Below are 19,218 nucleotides of genomic sequence, written 5' to 3' on the forward strand. Positions count from 1 at the left end.
ACTCCCCGCGATGACGCCACTCGCCGCCAAGCGCCCGCTGCAACTGAACGACCAAGGTCAGTTGCGCCACTTCCTCTCACTCGACGGCCTGCCCCGCGAGCTGTTGACCGAAATCCTCGACACCGCCGACTCCTTCCTCGAAGTCGGCGCGCGCGCGGTGAAGAAAGTCCCGCTGCTGCGCGGCAAGACCGTGTGCAACGTGTTCTTCGAGAACTCCACGCGCACCCGCACCACCTTCGAACTGGCTGCCCAGCGCCTGTCGGCCGACGTCATCAGCCTCAACGTGTCGACCAGTTCCACCAGCAAGGGCGAGACGCTGTTCGACACCCTGCGCAACCTCGAAGCCATGGCCGCCGACATCTTCGTCGTGCGCCATGCCGACTCCGGCGCCGCGCATTTCATCGCCGAACACGTGTGCCCGAACCTGGCGATCATCAACGGTGGCGACGGCCGCCACGCGCACCCGACCCAGGGCATGCTCGACATGCTCACCATCCGCCGGCACAAGGGCGACTTCGAGAATCTGTCGGTGGCCATCGTCGGCGACATCCTGCACTCACGGGTGGCGCGCTCGAACATGCTGGCGCTGAAAACCCTGGGCTGCCCGGACATCCGCGTGATCGCACCGAAGACCCTGTTGCCCATCGGCCTGGAAGAAAGCTACGGCGTGCGCGTGTTCAGCGATGCCAACGAAGGCCTCAAGGACGTCGACGTGGTGATCATGCTGCGCCTGCAGCGTGAACGCATGCAGGGTGGCCTGCTGCCCAGCGAAGGCGAGTTCTACCGCCTGTTCGGCCTCACCGAGCAACGCCTGAAGCTGGCCAAGCCGGATGCCCTGGTCATGCACCCGGGTCCGATCAATCGCGGCGTGGAGATCGAGTCGGCGGTGGCCGACGGTCCGCAGTCGGTGATCCTCAACCAGGTCACCTACGGCATCGCCATCCGCATGGCCGTGCTGTCGATGGCCATGAGCGGGCAGAACGCCCAACGTCAACTCAACGCCGAGGAGGCCAACTGATGCGTACCGCAATCCTCGGTGCCCGCGTGATCGACCCGGCCAGCGGCCTGGATCAGACCACAGACCTCTATATCGATGGCACCAAGCTGGCCGCCATCGGCCAGGCGCCGTCCGCTTTCGCTGCCGACAAGACCCTCGACGCCCAGGGCCTGATCGCCGCGCCCGGCCTGGTCGACCTGTCGGTAGCCCTGCGCGAGCCGGGCTACAGCCGCAAGGGCAGCATCGCCACCGAGACCCTGGCCGCTGCGGCCGGCGGCGTCACCAGCCTGTGCTGTCCGCCACTTACCAAACCGGTGCTGGATACCACGGCGGTGGCCGAGCTGATCCTCGACCGCGCCCGCGAAGCCGGGCACACCAAGGTTTTCCCCATCGGCGCGCTGAGCAAGAATCTCGCCGGCGAGCAGCTTGCAGAGCTCGTGGCCCTGCGCGACGCAGGCTGCGTCGCCTTCGGCAATGGCTTGAACAATTTCCGCAGCAGTCGCACCCTGCGTCGCGCCCTGGAGTATGCGGCCACCTTCGACCTGCAGGTGATCTTCCACTCGCTGGACCTCGACCTGGCCGAAGGCGGCCTGGCGCACGAAGGCCCGACCGCCAGCTTCCTCGGCCTGGCCGGCATCCCGGAAACCGCCGAGACCGTGGCCCTGGCCCGCGACCTGCTGCTGGTGGAACAGAGCGGCGTGCGCGCGCACTTCAGCCAGATCACCAGCGCCCGCGGCGCCGAGCTGATCGCCGACGCCCAGGCCCGTGGCCTGCCGGTCACCGCCGATGTCGCGCTGTACCAGCTGATCCTCACCGACGAGGCGCTGATCGATTTCTCCAGCCTCTACCACGTGCAACCACCACTGCGTTCGCGCCGCGATCGCGACGGCCTGCGCGAGGCAGTGAAGGCCGGGGTCATCTCGGCCATCGCCAGCCACCACCAGCCACACGAGCGCGATGCCAAGCTGGCCCCCTTCGCCGCCACCGAGCCCGGCATCAGCAGCGTGCAGTTGCTGCTGCCGCTGGCCCTGAGCCTGGTGCAGGACGGCCTGCTGGACCTGCCGACGCTGCTGGCGCGCCTGTCCAGCGGCCCCGCCGCCGCACTGCGCCTGCCGGCCGGCACGCTGAACGTCGGCAGCGCTGCCGATATCGTGCTGTTCGACGCGCAAGCCTCGACCGTGGCCGGTGAGCAGTGGTACTCCAAGGGCAGCAACTGCCCGTTCATCGGTCACTGCCTGCCTGGCGCGGTGCGCTACACGCTGGTCAATGGACACCTCAGCTACCAGAGCTGAACCACGACGAGCCCGCCAGGCCAGGCCGTGTGAAAACGTAGCGAGCGAAGGTCAGGCAAGGCAAAAATAGGCGAAGAAGCGCAGTTTACGAGCTGTAAATGAGCATTCTGAGCCTGTTTTTAACGCTGCATGACCAAGTGCAGCAGATTTCACACAGCCTGAGGCGGCGGGCTCGCTCTTCTCAGGCCTTTAGGCAGCGCACCGAATGACGCGATATGTCTGGTGCATCTGGCATCCGAAGACGACCTGTCTCATCCGCGACACAGCTGGAACTCGCCACGACATTGGACGAATGAGTGACTCGACAGTCATGATCCACGTCAGGTTAGGCAGCCGAAATTTTCCAAACGCCACCGCCCTTTGACCCCGCCCGCGCCCACTGGCGCCGGCCTGGCGTCGCGCTGGCCTTGTTCAGGAGCTTTTGAGTTATGTCGCGCTTACCTGTGATCGTGGGTTTTGGGGGTTACAACGCAGCCGGGCGTAGCTCCTTCCACCACGGCTTCCGACGCATCGTGCAGGAGTCGCTGGAGCCTCAGGCACGCCAGGAAACCCTGGCCGGGCTGGCACAGATGATGAAACTGGTGCGCGTGGTCGACGGCCAGTACCAGGACCAGGACGGCCAGCCGCTGAGCCTGGCCGAAATCGAGAGCCGCTACGCCAAGGACATCCTCGCCGGCACCCTGGTGCGCCGCATCGAGAAGCAGCACCTGGACCCCGACGCAGCCCACTGGCAGAAAAACATCGGCGTCGCTCCGAGCAATGGCACCAGCCTCAGCTTCATCACCCAGCGCAAGCAACTGCCCGAGCCGCTGCCGGCCAACTGGTCGCTCGAAGAGCTCGAAGGCAATGAGGTGCGCGTCACCCTGCACGACAGCTGCGAATTCAAGGTGGACAGCTACCGCCCGCTGGCAGTGAAGTCCGCCGGCCAACTGCCTACCGGCTTCGAGCCGAGCGAGTTGTACAACGCGCGTTTTCACCCTCGCGGCTTGTCCATGACCGTGGTCGGCGTCACCGATGCCTTGCGTTCGGTAGGCATCGACTGGCAGCGCATCGTCCAGCACGTGGCGCCGGACGAAATCGCCGTGTTCGCCAGCTGCATCATGAGCCAACTCGACGAAAACGGCTTCGGCGGCATGATGCAGTCACGCCTCAAAGGCGGTCGCGTCACCGCCAAGCAGCTGGCTCTGGGCCTGAACACCATGCCGGCCGACTTCATCAATGCCTACGTGCTTGGCAGCGTCGGCACCACCGGCAGCATCACCGGCGCCTGCGCCACCTTCCTCTACAACCTGCAAAAAGGCATCGAGCAGATCGCCTCGGGCAAGGCCCGCGTGGTCATCGTCGGCAGCAGCGAAGCGCCGATCAACCAGGAGTGCATCGAGGGCTACGGCGCCATGGGCGCACTGGCGACCGAGGAAGGCCTGCGCCAGATCGAAGGCAAGAGCGAGGTGGACTTCCGCCGCGCCAGTCGTCCATTCGGTGACAACTGCGGCTTCACCCTGGCCGAGGCCTGCCAATTCGTGGTGCTGATGGACGACGAGCTGGCTCTGGAGCTGGGCGCCGACATCCACGGCGCGGTACCGGACGTATTCATCAACGCCGATGGTTTCAAGAAGTCCATTTCCGCACCCGGCCCAGGTAACTACCTGACCGTGGCCAAGGCCGTGGCCAGCGCCGTGCAACTGCTCGGCCTGGACGCGGTACGCAGCCGCAGCTTCGTCCACGCTCACGGTTCCAGCACCCCGGCCAACCGCGTTACCGAGTCGGAGATTCTCGACCGCGTCGCCGCCGCCTTCGGCATCGAGCAATGGCCGGTCACGGCGGTGAAGGCGTTCGTCGGTCACTCCCTGGCCACCGCCAGCGGTGACCAGGTGATCGCCGCCCTCGGCGCCTTCAAGTACGGCATCGTGCCGGGCGTGAAGACCATCGACGCCGTCGCCGCTGACGTGCATCAGGATCACCTGAGCCTGTCCACCGACGACCGCAAGATGGGCGAGCAGGCGCTGGATGTGGCCTTCATCAACTCCAAGGGCTTCGGCGGCAACAACGCCAGCGCCCTGGTGTTGGCCCCGCATGTCGCCGAGCGCATGCTGCGCAAACGTCATGGCCAGGCCGCGTTCGACGCCTACCTGGCACGCCGCGAGGGCACCCGCGCCGCAGCCGCCGCCTACGACCAGCAGGCGCTGCAGGGCAAGCTGGACATCATCTACAACTTCGGTAACGACATGATCGACGACCAGGCGATCTCCATCACCACCGAAGAAGTGAAGGTGCCGGGCTTCGACCAGCCACTGGTGTTCAAGAAGGACGCGCGCTACAGCGATATGCTCGATTGAGGATGCACAGGCTGTAGGAGCGGCTTCAGCCGCGAAGCTTGCCGCACGCCGTCTCTTGGGGACGGATCGCGGCTGAAGCCGCTCCTACTCCGGCAAGAAGCGCCTCAAAATCGTAGATTGCGCGCCAGCTCGATCAGCTCGCCACGCCACTCGGCAGCAGCCGGCAGCGCCAGGAAAGATGGGTTGAGGAAGGACTCGCGTGCCTCGTAGGTAAGCGCCTCACCAGATAGATCCAGCACCTCGCCCCCCGCCCCCTCAAGCACACCCTGCGCGGCGGCGGTGTCCCACTGCGAGGTAGGCGCCAGGCGTGGGTAGCAGTCGGCATTACCTTCGGCCAGCAGGCAGAACTTCAGAGAGCTACCGATATTGGCCAGCGCCGGCTCGCCGAAACGTTCGGCCAGACCGGCGAGCAGGGTTTCCTGTGCCGGGCTCGAATGGCGCTTGCTGGCCACCAGGGTAAAGCCCTGCGCGGGTGCCAGACGCACGCTGATCGGCTGCTCTTCGCCAGGCGCGTCGCTGCACCAGGCCCCCAAGCCGGCGCCACCGTAATAGCAGCGCCCATTGGCGGGAATCCCGACTACACCGAAAACCACGCGACCACGCTCGACCAGGGCGACGTTGACGGTGAACTCCTCCGAGCCGGCGATGAATTCCTTGGTGCCATCGAGCGGATCGACCAGCCACCAGCGCGTCCAGGCCGAGCGCTCGCTCAAGGGAATATCCGCTGCTTCTTCCGACAGTACCGGAATCTCCGGCGCCAGCGCCTGCAGGCCATCGAGCAGGATATGGTGCGCAGCCAGGTCGGCGGCGGTGACTGGCGAGGCATCGGCCTTCTCCGTCACCGCCACGTCGCTGCACCAGTACGGCAGGATCGCCGCGCCGGCGGCACGCACCAGTTCGATCACCTGGGGAATATAGGGATGACTCACTGCACGAACTCCCCGCGCTGGCTCAACAGGTCGCGCACCAGGTACAACGCAGCCAGGGCGCGGCCCTCGCTGAACTGGGCGTGCTGGGCCAGGCTGGACAACTCACGCAGGTTGATACGGTCGACCCGCATCGGCTCCGGCTCGTCACCAGGCAGGCGCTCCTCGTATAGATTGCGCGCCAGCACCACCTGAATCTTCTGGCTCATGTAGCCGGGCGACAGGCTCAGTTCGGTGATGTACTCCAGCTCATGCGCGCCAAAGCCCGCCTCTTCCTTGAGCTCGCGATTGGCGGCCACCAGCACGTCTTCCCCCGGCTCGATCAAGCCCTTGGGGAGCGACAACTGATAGTCGTCGGTGCCGCCACAGTATTCCTCGATCAGCACAGCGTGCTCGGCATCGAGCATCGCCACCACCATCACCGCACCATAACCGACACCCTTGCCGACCAGTCGCTCATAGGTGCGCTCCGTGCCGTTGGAAAAGCGCAACTGCACTTCTTCGACACGAAACAGACGGCTGCTGGCGACTATTTCACGGGCGAGTACCGTGGGCTTCTGACGCATGGGGCGACTCCTTGGCGTGACCTGGCGGGTTATCATACCGCGGCTTTTGCGATTATCCCCGGCGCAGATTGCGCGTTCGCGACGCACGCCGGCAGATTCACGACTTTCATCACCAGGCGCACCCATGCCTTCACTTCCCTGGCATCAGATCGACACCGTCCTGCTGGATATGGATGGCACACTGCTCGACTTGCACTTCGACAATCACTTCTGGCTCAAGCACCTGCCGCAGCGCTACGCCGAGCACCATGGCATCAGCCTGGCACTGGCCGAAGCCGAGCTGCTGCCGCTGTTTCGCCAGCACGCCGGCACGCTGAACTGGTACTGCACGGACTTCTGGAGTCGCGAGCTGCAACTCTCGATCCGCGATCTCAAGCGCGAGGTGGCCCACCTGATCGCCCTGCGCGAAGATGCCGAAGCATTTCTGCGCGCCCTGCGCGAGGCCGGCAAACGCGTGGTACTGATCACCAACGCGCACCGCGATTCACTGTCGCTGAAGATGGAGCGCGTAGAGTTGGCGCCCTGGTTCGAGCGCCTGATCAGCTCCCACGACTATGGCTTTCCCAAGGAAGACCAGCAGTTCTGGTTCGCCCTGCACCAGGACGTCGGCTTCGACCCGACGCGCAGCCTGTTCATCGACGACAGCCTGCCGATCCTGCGCAGCGCCGGTCAGTTCGGTGTCGCCCACCTGCTTGCCGTGCGCCAGCCCGACAGCCAGGCCGGGCCGAAAGACACCGAGGAGTTCGCCGCGGTGGAGGACTACCGGGCGTTGTTGCGCGATATCGGCTAACCCGCATGCAATGCGGGAGGCCCTGGCTACGACCCTCGCAGTTGCATGAACTGCAGAATGTCGCAGCCGAAAGAGCCTCCCGCCAATGCTCGGTCACCCGGGAATACGCAACACCTGACCGGGATAGATCTTGTCCGGGTGGCTGAGCATCGGTTTGTTCGCCTCGAATATCTTCATGTAGGCGTTGGCATTACCGTACTCGGCCTTGGCGATGGCGCTGAGGGTATCGCCCTTCTTCACCGTGACGAAGCGCGCCTCGGGCGCAGCCGTGACGACAGTGATGCGATCCTCCACCTCGGCGACACCCGCGACGTTGCCCAGGGCCAGAAGCACTTTCTCCTTCTCTTCCTGACTGGCCACCTCACCCGCGGCGATCACTTTATCGCCGTCAACGCTGATCTGGATGTTCGGGTTGCCCAGGCCAACATTGGCCACATGTTCCTTGAGCGATTCGGCAGCCTGCGCCTCCTGGCCGACCAGCGATTCCCACAGCTTGACCCCAGCTTCTTTGACAAAAGCGAACATTCCCATGGTGATGCCTCTCGTTCCGTGTGGATGACCGGAATGCAAGTCTAGACCATGGGGGGACGACGACAACGCCAGCCTCAGGCCGGCGCGGGGCTGTATACGCGCGGCGGGCTGTGGTGCGGCAGGTGGATGAGATTGAGACGGTGCCGACGCGCCCAGCGCACGCACAGGTCAGTCGGCGCGGACAGGCTCACCAGGCTGGCGAAACCGGCGCGCACCGCCTTGTGGATCAGCTCCAGACTGCAGCGACTGGTGACCACGGCGAAACCGCGGCGTGCGTCACGGCCTTCGCGGCGCAGCGCACCGATCAGCTTGTCCAGCGCGTTGTGCCGGCCAATGTCTTCGCGACACAGAATGATCTCGCCATGCTCATCGACGAACAGAGCGGCATGCAGGGCGCCGCTATGACGCGCCAGCTTCTGCACCTCGCCGATGCGCGTGCGCAGATTGTCCAGGTGCAAAGCCGGTGGCAGCGGGTTCACACTCAGGGTATCGAGTTGTGGAAGCGCCTGCTCCAGCGCTTCCACGCCGCACAGCCCGCAGCCACTGGTACCGGCCAGATTGCGTCGCTGCTGCTTGAGCGCCCAGAAGGCTCGACTGGCGATCTGCACCTCGGCGCTGAACGCCTCGCCCGCGCGCCTCAGCTGGATGTCGTAAATGTCCTCGGCCGCCCCGACCACTGCAGAGGTCAGGCTGAAACCGACGACGAAATCCTCCAGCGCACTGGGCGAAACCATCATCACCGCATGGCTGATGCCGTTGTAGGCAATGGCCAGCGCGCATTCCTCGGCCAGCACCGCATGCCCCGCGCTCGCGGTTTCGTCCAGCTCGACATAGGCATAGCCGTCCGGCGCTGGGCTGGCGGCGTATTCATCGGCAAGTGGACGGGTGTGACGATGGGTCATGTGATGCGGATTCCTCGCGATGATCGCAGGGTGCCTGGCGGCACCCTGCGCAGCAGCCAGATTGCCGCACTCAGACAGCAGCGGCCTGCGGCGCGATCTGCCCGCGCAGATCACGCAACACCTGCAGCACGAACTCGCTCAGCCCTTCGCCACCGCTGGCGTCCAGGTGAGCGTAAAGCGCCGTGCGCATCTGCGGATCCCACTGCCGCTTGAGGTGCTGGGCGTACTCCGTACGCGCCTGCTCCTGGTTGGGCTGGGAAGCGAAGAAGGCGCCGATCTGGTTAGCCATCTTGATCAGTTGCGTGGCGTTCATGCCCATGGCTTTGCTCCGCTGGTTGACCGAAAAGCCGCCAGTGACAGGCGAGCGTGGCAGTGGTGCGCAAGGCGCACCCTGGGTTCCGATGCCGGCGCGAGCCTCATCATAGCTGCACCACCGGCAGCAGGTTGACCTGCTCGCGGGTGAAGGCATCGAACTCCTGCTGCCAGTCGGACGGCGTCTCGACCTTGCGCACCTGCACCGCCGTGACCTTGTACTCCGGGCAGTTGGTGGCCCAGTCGGAGTTGTCGGTGGTGATCACGTTGGCGCCGGACTCCGGATGGTGGAAGGTGGTGTACACCACCCCCGGCTGCATGCGCTCGGTAACCTTGGCGCGCATCACCGTCTCGCCGGCACGGCTGTTGATGCCGACCCAGTCGCCGTCCTTGATGCCACGGTCCTCGGCGTCAACCGGGTGCAGCTCGAGAATGTCCTCGGCATGCCAGGCCTTGTTGGCGGTACGCCGGGTCTGCGCGCCGACGTTGTACTGCGAGAGGATACGCCCGGTAGTCAGTACCAGCGGACGCTTGCGCGAGGTGCGCTCCTCGGTCGGGATGAACTCGGTGACCACGAAACGGCCCTTGCCACGAACGAAGGCGTCTTCGTGCATGATCGGGGTACCGTCCGGCGCCTCGTCGTTGCACGGCCACTGGATGCTGCCCAGACGCTCGATCTTTTCGTAGCTGACGCCAGTGAAGGTCGGCGTCAGAGCGGCGATCTCGTCCATGATCTCCGACGGATGACCATAGCTCATCGGGTAACCGAGGGCGTTGGACAGCGCCATGGTCACTTCCCAGTCTTCCTTGCCAGCCAGCGCCGGCATCACCTTGCGCACCGGCGAGATACGACGCTCGGCGTTGGTGAAGGTGCCGTTCTTCTCCAGGAAGGAGGCGCCAGGCAGGAACACATGGGCGTACTTGGCGGTTTCGTTGAGGAACAGATCCTGAATCACCACGCACTCCATGGCCTTGAGCGCATCGGTGACGTGCTGGGTATCGGGGTCGGACTGTGCCGGATCCTCGCCCTGGATGTACATGCCCTTGAAGGTGCCGGCATGCGCGGCAGCCAACATGTTGGGAATACGCAAGCCCGGCTCGTCGAGCAGCTTGACGCCCCAGGCAGCCTCGAACTGCGGACGCGCCACCGGGTCGGAGACGTGGCGGTAACCCGGCAGCTCATGGGGGAAGGAGCCCATGTCGCAGGAACCCTGCACGTTGTTCTGCCCACGCAGCGGGTTGACCCCGACGCCCGGACGACCGATGTTGCCGGTGGCCATGGCCAGGTTGGCAATCGCGATCACGGTGGACGAACCCTGGCTGTGCTCGGTGACACCCAGGCCGTAGTAGATCGCGGCGTTGCCACCGGTGGCGTACAGACGGGCGGCGGCGCGCACCGAGGCAGCCGGTACGCCAGTCAGCGCTTCCATCGCCTCGGGGCTGTTGCGTTCTTCGCTGACGAAGGCACGCCACTGCTCGAAGCCTTCGCTCTCGCAGCGCTCGGCGACGAACGCTTCGTTGATCAGTCCTTCAGTGGCGACCACGTGACCAAGGCTGTTGAGCAGGGCCACGTTGCTGCCCGGACGCAGTTGCAGATGGTGCTCGGCCTTGATGTGCGGGCTGCGCACCAGGTCGATACCACGCGGGTCGGCGACGATCAGCTTGGCGCCCTCGCGCAGGCGGCGCTTGAGCTGCGAGCCGAACACCGGGTGGCCGTCGGTGGGGTTGGCACCGATCACCAGCACCACGTCGGCGGACAGCACCGAATCGAAGTCCTGGGTACCGGCGGACTCGCCGAGGGTCACCTTCAGGCCATAGCCGGTCGGCGAGTGGCAGACGCGAGCGCAGGTGTCGACGTTGTTGTTGCCGAAGGCCGCGCGCACCAGTTTCTGCACCAGGTAGGTTTCTTCGTTGGTGCAGCGCGAGGAGGTCAGACCGCCGACGGCATTGCGGCCGTACTGCGCCTGAATATCCTTGAAGCGTTTGGCGGCGTAACCGATGGCCTCGTCCCAGCTGACCGGGCGCCATGGCTCATGGATGCTGTCGCGGATCATCGGCGTCTTGATGCGGTCTGGGTGGGTCGCGTAGCCCCAGGCGAAGCGGCCCTTGACGCAGGCGTGACCGTGGTTGGCGTGGCCGTTCTTGTTCGGCACCATGCGCACCACGGTGTTGCCCTTGACCTCGGCATTGAACGAGCAACCTACGCCGCAGTAGGCGCAGGTGGTGGTGACGCTACGCTCGGCCTGACCCATTTCGATCACCGACTTTTCCATCAGCGTGGCAGTCGGGCAGGCATTGACGCAGGCGCCGCAGGACACGCACTCGGAGTCGAGGAAGTCCTCGGCCTGGCCAGCGGCCACGCGCGAATCGAAGCCACGGCCGTCGATGGTCAGGGCGAAGGTACCCTGCACTTCTTCACAGGCGCGCACGCAGCGGTTGCAGACGATGCACTTGGACGGGTCGTAGCTGAAATAGGGGTTGGACTCATCCTTGGTCTCGGCCAGATGAGTCTTCACCGGGTCGTAGCGCACTTCACGCAGACCGACCACGCCTGCCATGTCCTGCAGTTCGCAGTTGCCGTTGGCCGAGCAGGTCAGGCAGTCCAGCGGGTGATCGGAGATATACAGCTCCATGGTGCCGCGGCGCAGTTCGGCCAATTTTGGGCTCTGCGTGCGCACCACCATGCCCGGCTCGACCGGGGTGGTGCAGGATGCCGGGAAGCCACGGCGACCTTCGATTTCCACCGTACACAGGCGGCACGAGCCAAACGGCTCCAGGCTATCGCTGGCACAGAGTTTGGGCACGGCGATGCCGGCCTCCTGGGCCGCGCGCATCAGCGAGGTGCCGGCCGGCACGGTGATGGCGGTGCCGTCGATTTCCAGGGTTACCGGGGCACCGCTGCGAGCAGGGGTGCCATAGTCGAGTTCACGATACAGGGCCATGGGGACGCCTCCGGGTCAGCGGGCTTCGGCGGCGTCTTGCGACACCCCGAAGTCCTCGGGAAAGTGGTTGATGGCGCTCATCACCGGGTACGGGGTCATGCCGCCAAGGGCGCAGAGCGAGGCGCCGAGCATGGTATCGCAGAGACTCTTGAGCAGTTCGATACGCCCCGGCTGCGGGCCTTCGGAGCGAGCCACGATGATCTGCGACAGCAGTTCCTCGCCGCGGGTCGAGCCGATCCGGCAGGGCGTGCACTTGCCGCACGACTCCACCGCGCAGAACTCCATGGCGTAGCGCGCCATGTCGGCCATGTCGACGGTGTCGTCGAACACCACGATGCCGCCGTGACCGAGCACCGCGCCGAGGGCAGCGAATGACTCGTAATCGAGCGGGGTGTCGAACTGCGATTCGGGCAGGTAGGCGCCGAGGGGGCCGCCGACCTGCACCGCGCGAATCGGTCGGCCACTGGCCGAGCCGCCGCCGTATTCGTAGAGCAGCTCACGCAGGGTGATGCCGAAGGCCTTCTCGATCAGGCCACCACGGGCGATGTTGCCGGTCAGCTGGATAGGCAATGTGCCGAGCGAGCGACCCATGCCGTAATCCTTGTAGTAGGCGCCGCCCTTGTCGAGGATGACCGGCACCGACGCCAGCGAGATCACGTTGTTGATGACCGTCGGCTGGCCGAACAGACCCTCGATGGCCGGTAGCGGCGGCTTCGGCCGCACGGTGCCGCGCTTGCCCTCGACGCTCTCGAGCAACGCGGTTTCCTCACCGCAGATGTAGGCGCCAGCGCCACGGCGCAGCTCCAGATGGAAGGCCTTGCCACTGCCGAGCACGTCGTCGCCGAGGTAACCGGCCGCTGTGGCACGGGCGATGGTCTCGAGCAGTACCGCCTCGGCGTGCGGGTACTCCGAACGCAGGTAGATGTAGCCTTTGTTGGCACCGACGGCGAGACCGGCGATGGTCATGCCCTCGATCAGTACGTAGGGATCGTCCTCCATCACCATGCGGTCGGAGAAGGTGCCCGAGTCGCCTTCATCGGCGTTGCAGACGATGTATTTCTGCTCGGCCTGGCAGTTGAGTACGGTGCGCCACTTGATGCCGGTGGGGAACGCGGCACCGCCACGGCCACGCAGGCCGGACTCGGTGACCTCGGCGACGATCGCCTCGGGCGTCATGCCGAGGGCGCGCTTGAGGCCGCGATAGCCGTCATGAGCGATGTAATCCTCCAGCGACAGCGGGTCGGTAATACCGGCGCGGGCGAAGGTCAGACGCTCCTGGCGTTTGAGGTAATCGATTTCCTCGGTCAGGCCGTGGCCCAGCGCATGCGCCTTGCCTTCGAGGAAACCGGCATCGAACAGACCGGCCACGTCACGCGCCTTGACCGGACCATAGGCGACACGGCCAGCCGGCGTGGCCACTTCGACCAGCGGCTCGAGCCAGAACAGCCCACGCGAGCCGTTGCGTACCAGCTTCACCTCGACGTTGCGCGCCGCGGCCTCGGCGACGATGGCGCGGGCCACCTTGTCGGCGCCCAGACTGAGCGCGGTAGCATCACGCGGGACGTAAACGGTAATGGACTCGCTCATGCTTGGGCCTCCTGTTCCGCCAGCAGCGCCAGCACTTCCTCGGCGTCGACACGACCGTGCAGCTCGCCATTTAGCATCACGCTCGGTGCACAGGCGCAGTTGCCCAGGCAGTACACCGCCTCGAAGCTTAGACTACCGTCCTCGCGGGTCTCGCCCAGCGGCAGGCCGAGCTTGGTCTCGAGTTCAGCGGTCAGCGCCTTGACGCCCATCGACTGGCAGGCCTCGGCCTGACACAGCTTGAGCACCTGGCGACCGGGCGGGGTGGCACGGAAGTCATGATAGAAGCTCACCACCCCGTGCACTTCGGCACGCGACAGGCAGAGGTCCTCGGCGATCAGCGGCAACAGCTCGGGCGGTACGGCGCCGAGACGGTCCTGGATATCGTGGAGGATGGGTAGCAGGGCGCCGGCCTGACCGCGGTGGGCGGCAAGCACCTCGCGGGCGACGGCCTCGCACTGCTCAGGGGCGAAGCGCTGGGGAAGAAGGGCCATGTTCGATGCTCCAGCCGGCGGCTATACCGGTACGGTCAGGAGACAAGCGCCACACTCACGGCTAATGGGCGCTTATCCCAGGCGGAGCCGCAAGGCTCGCCACATATGAAATAAAGTTCTTATACTTGGCCGCAAAGCGCCCATGTGCTGCAAATTAGCATGGGTAATCGGCCGAACAAATATGAAGCCTTGAACATATGATCCGTATCGATATTCAGCCGCGTTGGCGCTTTCATCAACGCGACGGCAGCAGCCTCGACCCGCAGGGACTGGAGTTGCTGCAGGCCGTGCACGACACCGGCAAGCTGACCGAGGCCGCCGCTCGCGTCGGCTACTCCTACCGCCATGCCTGGAACCTCCTGGGCAAGTGGCAGGCGTTCTTCGGCAGCCCGCTGATCGACCTGGAGCGCGGCAAGGGCGCGCGCCTGGCGCCACTGGGGGAAAAACTGCTGTGGGCCGACCAGCGCATTCGCGCGCGACTGTCGCCCCAGCTGGACAACCTGGCCAGCGAACTGGAACTGGAACTGAACCGGGTGCTGCAGGCCAGCAATCCGGGCCTGCGCATCCATGCCAGCCACGGTTTCGCCGTGGCAGCGCTGCGCGAGTGGCTGGAGAGCGACCCCAGCTGGCAGTGGGAGGTGCAGTTTCGCAGTGGCAACGAGGCAATGATCGCCCTGCAGCGCCATGACTGCGAGGTGGCCGGCCTGCACGTACCGGCCGGGCCACTCGGCGCGCTGAGCATGAGCCGCATCCAGCCCTGGCTGCGCCCCGCGCAGCGGGTGATCACCTTCGTCGTCCGCACCCAGGGCCTGATGCTCGCCCCGGGCAACCCGCTCGGCGTGCAAGGCCTGAAGGACCTGGCCAGCGGCAGACTGCGCTTCGTCAATCGCGAACTGGGTTCGGGCACACGCCTGCTGCTGCAGGACCTGCTGCAACGCGATGGCCTGGACAGCACGAACATCAGGGATTTCCACAACGAGGAGTTCACCCACGCGGCAGTGGCCGCCTACGTCGCCAGCGGCATGGCCGATGTCGGCTTCGGCGTCGAGGCTGCAGCGCGTCAGTTCGGTCTGGACTTCATCCCCATGGCACGCGAGCACTACTGCCTGCTGTGCCGCGAGGACAGCCTCGAACTGCCGGCCATGGCCGCTCTCCTTCGAGTGCTGCAGAACCCGGAGTTCCAGGCGCGCATCAGCCAGTTGCCCGGCTATGCCCTGAGCCGCCCCGGCGAGGTGCTGCCGCTGGCCCAGGCGCTGGAGCAATGGGGACGCGAACCGTTGCTGTGAGCGTTGCCCAAGGCCATCCGACGGGCGGCCGGGCAACGGGGAACCACGGGTGCACCGCTTGGGTCAATGGAGCAACTCCCGCCGCAAAGCGGCTCCCGTGATCGAGAAGCCTATGAAGTCCCTACAATTTCTCTTCCTCTCCTTTGGCCTGAGCAGCGGCGGTGTCGCCTTTGCCGGCAGCACCGAAGCAGGTTTGGGCGGCGCCCTGGGTGGCGCGGTGGGTGCGATGGTTGGCCAGCAGGTCGGTGGCAACACCGGTGCCGCGGTCGGCGCCGGCCTCGGCGGCGCTGCAGGCAGCATGGTGGGCGCTGATCGTCGCAGCCGTACCGAAGCCGCCATCGGCGGTGCGCTGGGTGCAGCCGGCGGCAACGTCGTCGGCCAGCAGGTCGGCGGCAACACGGGCGGCCTGGTTGGCGCCGCAGTGGGCGGCGGCGCCGGTGGCGCACTGGGTAACTACATGGGCAATGCCAGCTACGACGATGATCGTCGTGGCAAGCATCGTCAGCACCACGGCAAGAAGCACAAGAAACATCACAAGCACTGGCGCCGTCACTGACGGATGCCGAGCACCCAGGGTTCATGACGACGGCCGAAGGCCACGTCGACCTGCGCCTTGAACCCTGTCCGCTGATAGCTGCGTGCCCAGCCACGCGCCAGCTCACGATAGGCGTAGGGAACGCTCAGGCGGTCATTCTCCAGGCGAATGGTCGCGCCATAACCGGCCTCCGTGCCGTTGCGATAAGGCTCGATACGCCCGGCCATCAGCACCTGGCGTTGCCGATCCGGCCAACGCTGGCGCAGTGACAGGGCATCGACTCCCGCATCCACCAGCATCAGGCGGCTGGCCTGCTGCTCGACAAACTGCAGGCGCTGCTGGCGTTCATCGCGCGCCTGGCGCAACGTCTCGCTCCCGGGGCTGGCCTGCAGCTCCGCTTCAGCGGCGAGCAATGCCTCTCGGGCCTGCTCGACCTGACGTCGGTAGAGCGCCCCATCCAGCTCCAGAACCAACCAGACCTCGCGTGCCGGCTGACGGCTCTGGGCTTGCCCGGCGCCCGCGTCGAAACCCAGCTCGTGCAGCTTGGCCTCGTCCAGCCAGGGCAATCGCCCCCCCTCACCAGGACGCTGCCAGCTCAGTTGCAGGCGCATTACGCCGTCGCCCTCTTCACGCAGCCAGCCACCCGGCACGCGCTGTAATTCGCGTTCGCTGAGCAGCAACCGCGCTTCAGGCTCGCCACTGCGGTTGTACCAGACGCCGCCAAGGGCGAGCGCATTGCTCAGCAGCACCACGCCGAAACCAAGCCACACGGCCCGCTTCATTGCCCACCTCCCGTCGCACTGCGCCGCCAGCGCTGCAACACCATCAGCAGCAGTACTGCGATCAGACCGAGCAGGAGGAAGAACAGGTAGCGCGGCAGCAGTTGCCACCACCAGTCGAACAGCTTGGCGAACAGCATGATCAAGGCGAAGACCAGCCCGGTATTGACCACCTCGCCCCAGCCACGGCGAACGCCCAGCCAGATCGTTGCGCCAGCCAGGACGAAACCGAGCACCTGGTATAAGGCCTCGATCGACCCCGTCGACCACTTGAGGTAGCTGCCGCCACCCCAGTAGGACAGCACCAGCACCGGGCCGAGCAGGTAGAGCAGCGCGAGCACCCGATAGCAGGCGGCAAAGCCCGTATAGCGCCGCTGATCCCACCACTGCGGCACGAACAGCAGCGCCACCAGCGGCATGAACAGCTCCGGCCGTTCGCCCAGCGACCACCAGTGCCAGCCCACCCAGTCGCCCAGGCGGGCCGCCACGAACAGACCGAAGCACAGCAGCGCCACCACCAGCAGCAGGCGCTGGCGGCACTGGTAGGCCAGCAGCAGCGCCAGCGCGCACCAGGGCAACAGCGCCTTGTCCGATGGGGTGATGTTGAAGATCTGCCCGAGCATCGACAGATTGAGCACGAAGCAGACGAACGCCAGCACAGCGGCCAGCTTGGCGTAGTAGCCCGAGGCGTCACGCGCCTGCAACCAGAAGCACGCCAGCAGGCTACCCAGGGTGCTGCCGAGGAGGATGGCGACCTGCGCGATGACGTCGAACAGGCCCCAGAACTGATAGAACAGGAAGAACAGTGCGGCCGCCAGCGCCAGTGCGCCGAACAACGAAGCCAGGCGCATCCCCAGCGACAGCTGGCGAGCACGGGCATCGGCGTCGATATCCAGCGTCTGGCGAAAGTGCGTCAGCAACTGGCGATGGTGGCTGGCGACGGCCTGCTCCTGCGCCTCGCTCAGCTGCAACACCTGCTCCTGGCGCAGCTCGGCCAGTTCCTCGCGAAAAGCAGCGATGCGAGCAGCGCGTTGCTGCGCCTGCTCACGCTCAAGAGCGGACATGGGCACTCCCTGGCGAATGACTGCCCACAGCCTAGCAGTGAGCGCCCTCAAGCGGTATGCAACACCGCAGAGGCTGCGCCGTACGCCGTGTTTTCACTCCACCAGCAATGCCGCCAGCGCCGCACGTAGCGACGCTGGAATGGCCACTGGACGATTGCTCGCCCGGTCAACGAAGACATGCACGAAACGCCCGGCGGCGCACGCCTGCTCTTCACCCGCCTTGAAGACTGCCAACTCGTACTGCACCGAACTGTTGCCCAGCTTGCCGACCCTCAGCCCCACTTCGATGGCATCGGGAAAGGCGATGGAGGCGAAGTAATCGCAAGCCGAGCTGACCACGAAGCCGACCACCGCACCGTCGTGGATATCCAGGCCACCCTCGGCGATCAGGTAGGCATTCACCGCGCTGTCGAAGTAGCTGTAGTAGGTCACGTTGTTGACGTGGCCATAGATATCGTTGTCGTGCCAGCGCGTACTGATCGACTGGAAGTGGCGGTAATCGCCACGCAGATGCTGGGGTTGGCTCATCGCTGGTCCTCAATTGTCATCGTGGCTAAAGCCCCTCCTACAAGATTGCGAGCGTCTGTGGGAGGGGGATTTAGCCGCAACCTGAATCAGTAGGCGGCCTGGTAAATGGCCAGCGCCTGCTGCTCATTCATCTCACGCGGATTGTTCACCAGCAGGCGCTGCTGCAGCATGGCGTCCGCTGCCAGCGTGGGCAACATCGCCTCGCCCACGCCAGCATCACGCAGCCGCGTCGGCAGGCCGCTGCGTTGGCTGAACGCGGCCAACGCCTCGATCAGTTGCTCGGCCTGAGCCATCGCACTGCCTGCCGCTAAACGCTCACCCAGCACCAGCGGCGCCAGCTCGGCATACAGCGGTGCAGCCACCGGAGCGTTGAAGGCCAGCACCTGCGGCAGCACCAACGCATTGGACAGCCCATGGGGGATATGGAAGTGCCCGCCCAGGGGGTAAGCCAGCGCATGCACGGCTGCCACCGGAGCGTTGGCGAATGCCTGGCCGGCCAGGCAGGCGCCGAGCAGCATGGCCTGCCGCGCCTCGCGATTACTGCCGTTGTGCACCACCTCATCGAGGTTGGCCGCCAGCAGGCGCAGGGCCTCGCGTGCCAGCAGGTCGGAAAGCGGGTTCTTCTTCAGCGCGCTGGTGTAGGCCTCGATGGCATGCACCATGGCATCGATACCGGTGGCGGCAGTGACCGAGGCCGGCAGACCGAGGGTCAGATCGGCATCGAGCAGGGCCAGATCCGGCAGCAGCAGCGGCGAGACCACGCCCATCTTGGTGGTTTCGCCCGTGGTGACGATGGCAATCGGCGTGACCTCGGAGCCGGTGCCGGCGGTGGTCGGCACCTGGATCAGTGGCAGGCGTCGACCACGGGCATTACCCACGCCGTAGATGTCACTCAGGGCCTGGGCGCAGTCGGGATGAGCCAGCAGCGCCACCAGCTTGGCCACATCCATCGAGCTGCCACCGCCGAAGCCGACCACCAGTTCGGCCTGCAGCTCACGGGCCTGGGCCACGGCGGCCAACACCACCGCCTCGGGAGGGTCGGCCAGCACCTGATCGAACACCTGCACCGTCATCCCGGCATTGACGAAACCCGGCAGCAGCGGCTGCAAGAGCCCCAGGCGGGTGATGCCGGGGTCGGTGACGACCAGCACGCGGCGGGCGCCGCGTTCGCGGCAGAGTTCGGCCAAGCGCAGACTGGCGGCGGATTCGCAGAGAATCTGCGCGGTGGTGGCGAAACTGAAGGGATGCATGCAGTGCTCCTCTTGTTGTAGCCCGGATGCGATCCGGGATCGGCCCTGTCCCGTGCGATAGGCGCCAGACCTGAGTCGGCGCCATCGCTCCCCTCTCCCGCTTA

18 protein-coding genes are annotated in these 19,218 nt (G+C 65.7%); 6 read left to right on the forward strand and 12 right to left on the reverse strand.

What is annotated here, in order from left to right; all coding sequences use genetic code 11:
• Nucleotides 1–10: 10 nt before the first annotated feature.
• From ACN8M7_RS04035 to ACN8M7_RS04045, 3 genes are all read left to right on the forward strand, one after another.
• Nucleotides 11–1,018, forward strand: a complete 1,008-nt coding sequence (locus ACN8M7_RS04035; protein WP_011920651.1) for an aspartate carbamoyltransferase catalytic subunit — start codon at nucleotides 11–13, stop codon at nucleotides 1,016–1,018.
• Nucleotides 1,018–2,289, forward strand: a complete 1,272-nt coding sequence (locus tag ACN8M7_RS04040; protein WP_490259858.1) for a dihydroorotase — start codon at nucleotides 1,018–1,020, stop codon at nucleotides 2,287–2,289. Before ACN8M7_RS04035 ends, ACN8M7_RS04040 begins: the two co-directional genes overlap by 1 nt.
• A 428-nt stretch (nucleotides 2,290–2,717) precedes the next feature.
• Nucleotides 2,718–4,625 carry a beta-ketoacyl synthase gene (locus tag ACN8M7_RS04045; RefSeq protein ID WP_490259859.1) on the forward strand — a complete coding sequence of 636 codons (1,908 nt, stop codon included), beginning with the start codon at nucleotides 2,718–2,720 and terminating at the stop codon, nucleotides 4,623–4,625.
• A 104-nt stretch (nucleotides 4,626–4,729) separates the two neighbouring features.
• Here ACN8M7_RS04045 and cysQ read toward each other — a convergent pair whose 3' ends face one another.
• Together cysQ and nudE are read right to left on the reverse strand one after the other, a co-directional pair.
• Entirely contained in the window at nucleotides 4,730–5,554 is an 825-nt protein-coding gene (gene cysQ / locus ACN8M7_RS04050; RefSeq protein WP_490259860.1) for a 3'(2'),5'-bisphosphate nucleotidase CysQ, read from the reverse strand.
• Nucleotides 5,551–6,117 carry an ADP compounds hydrolase NudE gene (gene nudE, locus ACN8M7_RS04055; protein ID WP_061238558.1) on the reverse strand — a complete coding sequence of 189 codons (567 nt, stop codon included), beginning with the start codon at nucleotides 6,115–6,117 and terminating at the stop codon, nucleotides 5,551–5,553. Before nudE ends, cysQ begins: the two co-directional genes overlap by 4 nt.
• Nucleotides 6,118–6,241: 124 nt before the next feature.
• On the opposite strand from nudE, the gene yrfG reads away from it, so the two are divergent.
• Nucleotides 6,242–6,907 carry a GMP/IMP nucleotidase gene (yrfG, locus tag ACN8M7_RS04060; protein WP_490259861.1) on the forward strand — a complete coding sequence of 222 codons (666 nt, stop codon included), beginning with the start codon at nucleotides 6,242–6,244 and terminating at the stop codon, nucleotides 6,905–6,907.
• Nucleotides 6,908–7,000: 93 nt separating this feature from the next.
• Here yrfG and lysM read toward each other — a convergent pair whose 3' ends face one another.
• From lysM to ACN8M7_RS04090, 6 genes are all read right to left on the reverse strand, one after another.
• Entirely contained in the window at nucleotides 7,001–7,438 is a 438-nt protein-coding gene (gene lysM / locus ACN8M7_RS04065; protein ID WP_490259862.1) for a peptidoglycan-binding protein LysM, read from the reverse strand.
• A gap of 74 nt (nucleotides 7,439–7,512) precedes the next feature.
• Nucleotides 7,513–8,340, reverse strand: coding sequence for a formate dehydrogenase accessory sulfurtransferase FdhD (fdhD, locus tag ACN8M7_RS04070; protein ID WP_490259863.1), 828 nt, complete (start codon nucleotides 8,338–8,340; stop codon nucleotides 7,513–7,515).
• Between the two features lie 70 nt (nucleotides 8,341–8,410).
• Complete coding sequence (locus tag ACN8M7_RS04075; RefSeq protein ID WP_061238562.1) at nucleotides 8,411–8,659, reverse strand: formate dehydrogenase subunit delta; 249 nt, start codon at nucleotides 8,657–8,659, stop codon at nucleotides 8,411–8,413.
• A gap of 100 nt (nucleotides 8,660–8,759) precedes the next feature.
• Nucleotides 8,760–11,594: a formate dehydrogenase subunit alpha gene (fdhF, locus tag ACN8M7_RS04080; RefSeq protein ID WP_490259864.1), complete on the reverse strand. Its 2,835-nt coding sequence runs from the start codon at nucleotides 11,592–11,594 to the stop codon at nucleotides 8,760–8,762.
• 15 nt (nucleotides 11,595–11,609) lie between these two features.
• Nucleotides 11,610–13,181 carry a formate dehydrogenase beta subunit gene (locus ACN8M7_RS04085; protein ID WP_490259865.1) on the reverse strand — a complete coding sequence of 524 codons (1,572 nt, stop codon included), beginning with the start codon at nucleotides 13,179–13,181 and terminating at the stop codon, nucleotides 11,610–11,612.
• Entirely contained in the window at nucleotides 13,178–13,672 is a 495-nt protein-coding gene (locus tag ACN8M7_RS04090) for a formate dehydrogenase subunit gamma (protein WP_061238565.1), read from the reverse strand. The genes ACN8M7_RS04085 and ACN8M7_RS04090 overlap by 4 nt, the downstream gene beginning before the upstream one ends.
• Nucleotides 13,673–13,869: 197 nt before the next feature.
• Here ACN8M7_RS04090 and ACN8M7_RS04095 point away from each other — a divergent pair, with 197 nt between their 5' ends.
• Both ACN8M7_RS04095 and ACN8M7_RS04100 read left to right on the forward strand, forming a co-directional pair.
• Nucleotides 13,870–14,958, forward strand: coding sequence for a substrate-binding domain-containing protein (locus tag ACN8M7_RS04095; RefSeq protein WP_490259866.1), 1,089 nt, complete (start codon nucleotides 13,870–13,872; stop codon nucleotides 14,956–14,958).
• Between the two features lie 112 nt (nucleotides 14,959–15,070).
• On the forward strand, nucleotides 15,071–15,514 hold the full coding sequence (locus ACN8M7_RS04100; protein ID WP_490259867.1) for a glycine zipper domain-containing protein: 444 nt from the start codon (nucleotides 15,071–15,073) through the stop codon (nucleotides 15,512–15,514).
• Here ACN8M7_RS04100 and ACN8M7_RS04105 read toward each other — a convergent pair.
• The 4 genes from ACN8M7_RS04105 to ACN8M7_RS04120 all read right to left on the reverse strand — a co-directional run bounded on the left by ACN8M7_RS04105 (nucleotide 15,508) and on the right by ACN8M7_RS04120 (nucleotide 19,114).
• Complete coding sequence (locus ACN8M7_RS04105) at nucleotides 15,508–16,275, reverse strand: DUF4824 family protein (protein WP_490259868.1); 768 nt, start codon at nucleotides 16,273–16,275, stop codon at nucleotides 15,508–15,510. The genes ACN8M7_RS04100 and ACN8M7_RS04105 overlap by 7 nt on opposite strands.
• Nucleotides 16,272–17,336, reverse strand: coding sequence for a DUF2157 domain-containing protein (locus ACN8M7_RS04110; protein WP_490259869.1), 1,065 nt, complete (start codon nucleotides 17,334–17,336; stop codon nucleotides 16,272–16,274). Before ACN8M7_RS04110 ends, ACN8M7_RS04105 begins: the two co-directional genes overlap by 4 nt.
• Nucleotides 17,337–17,429: 93 nt before the next feature.
• Nucleotides 17,430–17,864 carry an acyl-CoA thioesterase gene (locus tag ACN8M7_RS04115; RefSeq protein WP_490259870.1) on the reverse strand — a complete coding sequence of 145 codons (435 nt, stop codon included), beginning with the start codon at nucleotides 17,862–17,864 and terminating at the stop codon, nucleotides 17,430–17,432.
• Between the two features lie 86 nt (nucleotides 17,865–17,950).
• Entirely contained in the window at nucleotides 17,951–19,114 is a 1,164-nt protein-coding gene (locus ACN8M7_RS04120) for an iron-containing alcohol dehydrogenase (RefSeq protein WP_490259871.1), read from the reverse strand.
• Nucleotides 19,115–19,218 lie beyond the last annotated feature (104 nt).

Source organism: Pseudomonas spartinae (genome assembly GCF_965197125.1).
GTDB lineage: Bacteria > Pseudomonadota > Gammaproteobacteria > Pseudomonadales > Pseudomonadaceae > Aquipseudomonas > Aquipseudomonas composti_A.